General features: G+C 48.9%; 8 protein-coding genes. 1 reads left to right on the top strand and 7 read right to left on the bottom strand.

Translation table 11 applies throughout. From position 1 onward, the window contains the following. A partial coding sequence (locus OP498_RS18065) for a transposase (protein ID WP_280554749.1) occupies window positions 1-424 on the top strand: 424 nt, incomplete at its 5' end. Window positions 425-465: 41 nt separating this feature from the next. Here OP498_RS18065 and OP498_RS18070 read toward each other — a convergent pair. The 7 genes from OP498_RS18070 to OP498_RS18100 form a co-directional block, all read right to left on the bottom strand. After that, window positions 466-807 carry an addiction module antidote protein gene (locus OP498_RS18070; protein WP_280554751.1) on the bottom strand — a complete coding sequence of 114 codons (342 nt, stop codon included), beginning with the start codon at window positions 805-807 and terminating at the stop codon, window positions 466-468. Window positions 808-811: 4 nt separating this feature from the next. Beyond that, window positions 812-1,108: a type II toxin-antitoxin system RelE/ParE family toxin gene (locus OP498_RS18075; RefSeq protein WP_280554752.1), complete on the bottom strand. Its 297-nt coding sequence runs from the start codon at window positions 1,106-1,108 to the stop codon at window positions 812-814. Window positions 1,109-2,044: 936 nt separating this feature from the next. Further along, window positions 2,045-2,782 carry a hypothetical protein gene (locus tag OP498_RS18080; RefSeq protein WP_280554753.1) on the bottom strand — a complete coding sequence of 246 codons (738 nt, stop codon included), beginning with the start codon at window positions 2,780-2,782 and terminating at the stop codon, window positions 2,045-2,047. A gap of 10 nt (window positions 2,783-2,792) precedes the next feature. Then, the gene (locus OP498_RS18085; protein ID WP_280554754.1) at window positions 2,793-3,122 is read right to left on the bottom strand and encodes a hypothetical protein; all 330 of its coding nucleotides are present in this window, start codon (window positions 3,120-3,122) and stop codon (window positions 2,793-2,795) included. A gap of 133 nt (window positions 3,123-3,255) precedes the next feature. Then, window positions 3,256-4,020 (bottom strand): hypothetical protein, encoded by a 765-nt coding sequence (locus OP498_RS18090; RefSeq protein ID WP_280554756.1) that lies wholly within the window; start codon window positions 4,018-4,020, stop codon window positions 3,256-3,258. Window positions 4,021-4,095: 75 nt separating this feature from the next. After that, window positions 4,096-4,734, bottom strand: coding sequence for a hypothetical protein (locus OP498_RS18095; protein WP_280554758.1), 639 nt, complete (start codon window positions 4,732-4,734; stop codon window positions 4,096-4,098). 316 nt (window positions 4,735-5,050) lie between these two features. Further along, window positions 5,051-5,378 (bottom strand): integrase core domain-containing protein (locus OP498_RS18100; protein WP_280554760.1); only part of this gene is annotated, 328 nt, incomplete at its 5' end.

Consider the following 5,378-nt stretch of genomic DNA (forward strand, 5'->3'; position numbering starts at 1 on the left):
GGACAACGAGAACCTGACGCCCAAGCAGCTGGCGGCGCTCCAGGAGCTGGTGGCCGACCAGAGCGCCACGTCCGACGCCTGGGTGATCAAGGAGAAGCTGCGCTGGATCCAAAAGGCCCCGACACCGCGGGCGGCTCGGTGGCGTATCACGAACTACCTCAAGGTCATGAAGGCGGCGGTCTCGGAGAAGCCTTTCCTGAAGCCGATGGGGAAGGCCCTGGCGACGCTGGAGCGGCACGCCGACGCGGTGGTCAGGCGGTGGATCTCGGGACTGACCAACGCACGACTGGAAGGCATGAACGGCCTGTTCCAGGCGGCTCGGTCACGCGCACGCGGTTACCGGAACGAGGCCAACTTCATCGCCATGATCTACCTGATTGGCAGCCCGGTAGGCCGCCTGTTCGATCAGGCCAAATCCACATGAAGTGACGAAGAACCGTCATATGTAGTGCCTAACGCTCTCATTCACGCGCCAGCATCGCTGGTCTCGTGCAATTGATTGTTAGAAGGCTTTGTATGGGGAGCCTGCACAGTGATCTGTAAACCAAGGGCCTTTGCCACTTTTGCAACCGTAGCAAAAGTAGGGTTGCCGTCGGGTGATAAGGCTTTGTACAAGCCTTCCCGGGTAAGTCCTGTATCTCGTGCAAGTTGGCTCATGTTCCTGGCGCGCGCGATAACACTCAAGGCATGCACAATGAATGCAGGATCGTCACCGGCTTCCTCGATGCAGGCCTCAAGATACAGTTGAATATCTTCTTCTGTTTCCAGGTGCTCTGCTGAATCCCAGCGCGTAGTTTTGATACCCATAGCCTTATACCTCCAACTGCCTGGCAATTTCTTTGGCTTTGGCGATATCAGCTTTCTGAGAACTTTTGTCGCCGCCGGATAGAAGTATCACGACAATAGCATCTTTCTGCACAAAATAGACTCTGTAACCGGGCCCGTAGAAGATTCGCAACTCACTCACGCCTTCCCCGACGGGTGCCACATCGCCGAAATGGCCCATTTCGACTCGATCAATCCGGGCCTGAATTCGAGACTTTGCCCGTCGGTCCTTGAGGGATCTGAACCATTTCGTGAATCTAGCCGTCGTCCTGACTTCTATCATATGCTAACTGTAGTTCACATGCGGCGATGTGTCAACTGTGGTTCACATTTGCCTTCTAACGCTTGGCTCAACCGCCGTCAGCCCGCGTAGCGGATTGATGGTCGGCTGCAGCGACTTGTTGGGCGCGTTCTTGCACGATGACATTCGATCTCCCAGCAAGCAACTGATCTGTAAACGATCGTATAGCCCTTGCGCACCGATATGCATAGGGCACGTTGTACATTCGTGCGGGATGCTGAGGCGATCGGACCACAAGGACCTTTGAAAGTGGGCCTTCGCCGTCGATTCGAAAACCCTGCATAAACCTATGGGCGCACCCTCTATCGTTAATTTCGATAAAAACAGATGCATCCGGACAAGATATTGTGTATCCGGCATCTTTAAGCGTGCGAATGAGTAAATCGTAGGATTTTTTCTCCATTGCCACAATGACGCGTGGGCGTATCTGCACTAGTACTGTCAAAACCGCTGATGCACCACTTTGCATTCCGTCCGAGGGAACAGACGTAGCATCTGGGTTTTGCTGCCAATGAAAATTGACAAAAGTGTATAGCTTGGATCCGCCAGCCGCTAGGGACCGCCCAACAATGGTTTCAACGAGTGGTTTCAGCGATGCTCTGAATCCAGCGCTCCACTCACTGAATGGTTCTAAGAACGGCGTATCCCATAGAGGCGCTCCGCTGTCCATGACTCGCGCTCGACTGGGGCCTACCCGTTCGCCGCCGCCGGGACTCGGGCCTACAAAGACTAGCCAGCCAACTGCTGAACCGTAGCAGCCCTCAGGCCAAACGTACTTCGGGTTACCCTCGATGCGCATGCGCTCCAACCGCTTAGCCGATTCTTCGTTCAGCGAGTTCATTTGATATTCACTATTCTCCCAGCGCGCAACGCCGCATTCAGCGGCTTGTCCGCTGCAATGCTTTGTTATGCGAATTGTTAGCCCGCAGCACGAGATTTAATCCTCTGAATCACCTTGTCGCGGAACTCCCCATGCCCATGTGTTGCTCTCGGATGAGCAATTCTAAAGCATGTGGCATTGCCTGCCTCAAACTCCCAGAACTTCCCAGAAATCACTTCTTTATTTCGATAACCACCAAACTTTTCATTGAATAATTGTTTTATTATTGGATCAATACCAACGAAGCCAGCCGCAAAAACCACAACATCTGGCTGAAAGTGTTTGATCTGTATTGCAAGAAACTCTTTTGATATTGACGTTATTTCTTCGACCTCATTTTTCGGGCGTGTTCTAGGGCTTTTCTTATTGTAGTCCCACGCAAACACATTCGCATAAACAATGGATTTAGGATCAACTTCAAGCTCCTTCGCCAGCCGGAAAAAGTATTGTTTAAAACGACTTCGCGTTTTTGTAATAACTTTTCCGCCCTTGCTCACCGGAAGATGTTTTTTATAGCGCTCAGTCGCTTCACACACAAGCTCGCAAACTTTATCTTTTTCGACAAAATCAGCCACTCGATTTATCTTATTCTTGTTGTTATTAGTGTTCCAGCCCGCAGTCTCCCGACCAACCAGCATGATTTTTAGATTTGAACTCCAGTAATCATAAAATGGAACCGGTAAAAACACACCCGAGTATTTGTCTTCTTCAAGGTTGAACGAGCTGATCTTAAGCTCTCTCAATATCCTTGCGTAATCATTAACTAATGCATCCATAAAAAATTCCCTAAGAAAGCTCCGTAGAGCCATCAGGCAACCAATCCACATTAATTTGGCCATTACCAAATCGAACTATGCCCTCTTTCTTGGGAAACTCAGCACACTTACCTCGATACTCAATAAAATTATCAAGCAATTCGATCAGGTGTACTTTGAACCCTGATTCAGCAGCCTGCTCAAAAATGTTATCCTCAACCTTCCAGCGAGTTCCGCTCAAGCGATCTTCATTATCTTCCGCACAGAAAACCACTTCACCGTTTGCTTTCACAATGCCAGGGTATTGCTTGGCAAGCATAGCAAGCCGTGTAGCTTCAAAACTTTTATCAAAATTCGACATTTATGCCCCTTTTTCTCATCTTTCAATCAGTTTCCGCCACGTAAACGACAGAATGTGTCGTAAAGGCGCATAACGCTTGCAGTTGCGGCGGGTACGGAGTGCAACGGAGTACCTGTCCGACAACCTGCACTGGTTATTTTCTTGTCGAGATTGAGTCATATTTCTTCTGTATTTGATTTTCTTCCACTTTCTGGAAATTCTCGACTTTTAGCCTCAAAAAACCATCTGGATTCAGCTTACAGTGATAGTGGTGATGCTCTTTCAAACTAGAGTCTTTTTCCCTTTCGAGCTCTCTATCTGATTTTTTCTTTCGCCCCGTCATTTTTAACCACTGCTGGTAGGCTTTCCAAAAGCTATAAACCAGAGCAATTACCGATAGCCACACAGGGCTAAAGAACTCAAGTAGCACTATAGCAACAGGCACGACGACAGACCAGACAATCAGCAATCTTTTCGCTGTCTGTATTGGCTTCAGGTTTTCTTGTGCTTGGGCACTGACTTCGCTCTGAGTTCTGTAGTTCAGGTCAGAGTATATTTTTATCAAATACTCTGGGGACTTCAGTTCCTCTGGAAACTCTTCATCTTCAAGAAGTTCCCACCGATAGCGTGGCTTTCCTTCATCAAGGATAGCGGTGAGATGACTAATAGGACGGACATTTTCGAGATCAATAAGATCGCCGTGCCTATTAAATGCACTGGCCATAACAGGCACTGGATACCGAGCGATCCATTTCCCAGCTAGTTTTTTCAAGTCTGTGGCCACCTTCTCATCTGCAACGTTGGAAACATATGTCACGGTGAGGGAGGCAAAGGGGATTGAGCCAACAGGCGGCGAATACTCAAGAAAGTAGCTATCAGTCATTTCGTTGATGTGATCGAAGTATATTTTTTCTGCCACTATTCAGAACCTTGTCTGGCAACTAACGCCCGCGTAATAGGCGCGAGCTTGCGAGCGTCCTAATTGACGCGTTTGTTATGTGATTTTGTTGGATATAAAAGTCTTGTTTTTTGAGCTAAGCACAACATCGACAAGTTCTATCTCTTGCGATCTATCACTTAGCCACAAAATTTTCGTCCACCGACGCCCCGAATCCAGCTCAACAAGCTTATCTGCAAGCTCAGCCTCGCTACCGCTGCCGATGTATGCCGACACGAAGTTGGAATACTTCTCAATTGATTTATTAAAGTATTCAGCACTACACCCTTTCGGGAACATAAGTTTTAATGTGAGATCCCCATTGCTATCTGAGATTTTTGTATATATGGAGAAATGCAGCGTGAAAAATGTTTCTTTTTCTACACCTCCATTTGTAACAAGCTTGAACTCGTTTTTCTCTGGGTTTATGCCTTTTGGGTACAAATAACGTTTAAAAGCTTCTTTCAGTAGTAAGTAGTGGTCTTCAGCTGCCTTTTTAAGAATTGTCTCAAAGTATGGCTTGGATATAAAAAGACCTATTCCTGTCGGAATCAACCAATCTAGAGATGCATATGGTCCAGAGCTAGAATGCTCAGATATTTCGACGTCATAACCAAGATCATTCAGTGAGACCTTGAGATCATCAAATTCTTTTTTGCCTATTTGCTCATGTACTTTCAACTCAAAGTAAGCCACGGAATCTCCTTTTCACATAACGCTGAGGTAACCGGCGCCGGAGCGCAGCGGAGGGAACCAAAAGCGCCACGCTTTTGGCGTCCGGTTGACCGACTTGTTAAGGCTTCACACTCAATGCCTCGTGGATACTTCTGACAAATCCCACAACGTTCCCTCCCAACCGCTTATAGCTCCGTTGTCTCCACAGACGGGACAACGCCACACAATCGCATCATCTTCTGGATCAATAAAACTCTCAAGCGTACGAGAGCACGGTTTCCTCTTCGGCTTCCTGCGGTAAAGTGGACCCCACGGTCAAGACAGAATTTGCCTGAGTTTAAGCTAATGCCTCGGCCATGTTCGCAGCGGCACAGCGCTGCCCTGTTGCTTCGTTCTGCGATGTAGCCCCTCGGCCCCCGAAGTGATCGGGTATGGAGGCACCACCACCCACGCCGCTCAGGTAGACCTCATCGGGTGCTCGGTAACCCATGGACTGGTGGGGTCGCTCCGCGTTGTAGAACGGGAAGTACTCCGCCAGCCCGACGGTCAGCTCGCCGACCGAGGCGTAGCCCTTCAGATAGATGTCCTCGTACTTGAGCGTCCGCCACAGCCGTTCGACGAAGATGTTGTCAAACGCACGACCTCGGCCGTCCATGCTGATCGCG

This window comes from Halomonas sp. 25-S5 (assembly GCF_029889845.1).
Taxonomy (GTDB): Bacteria; Pseudomonadota; Gammaproteobacteria; order Pseudomonadales; family Halomonadaceae; genus Halomonas.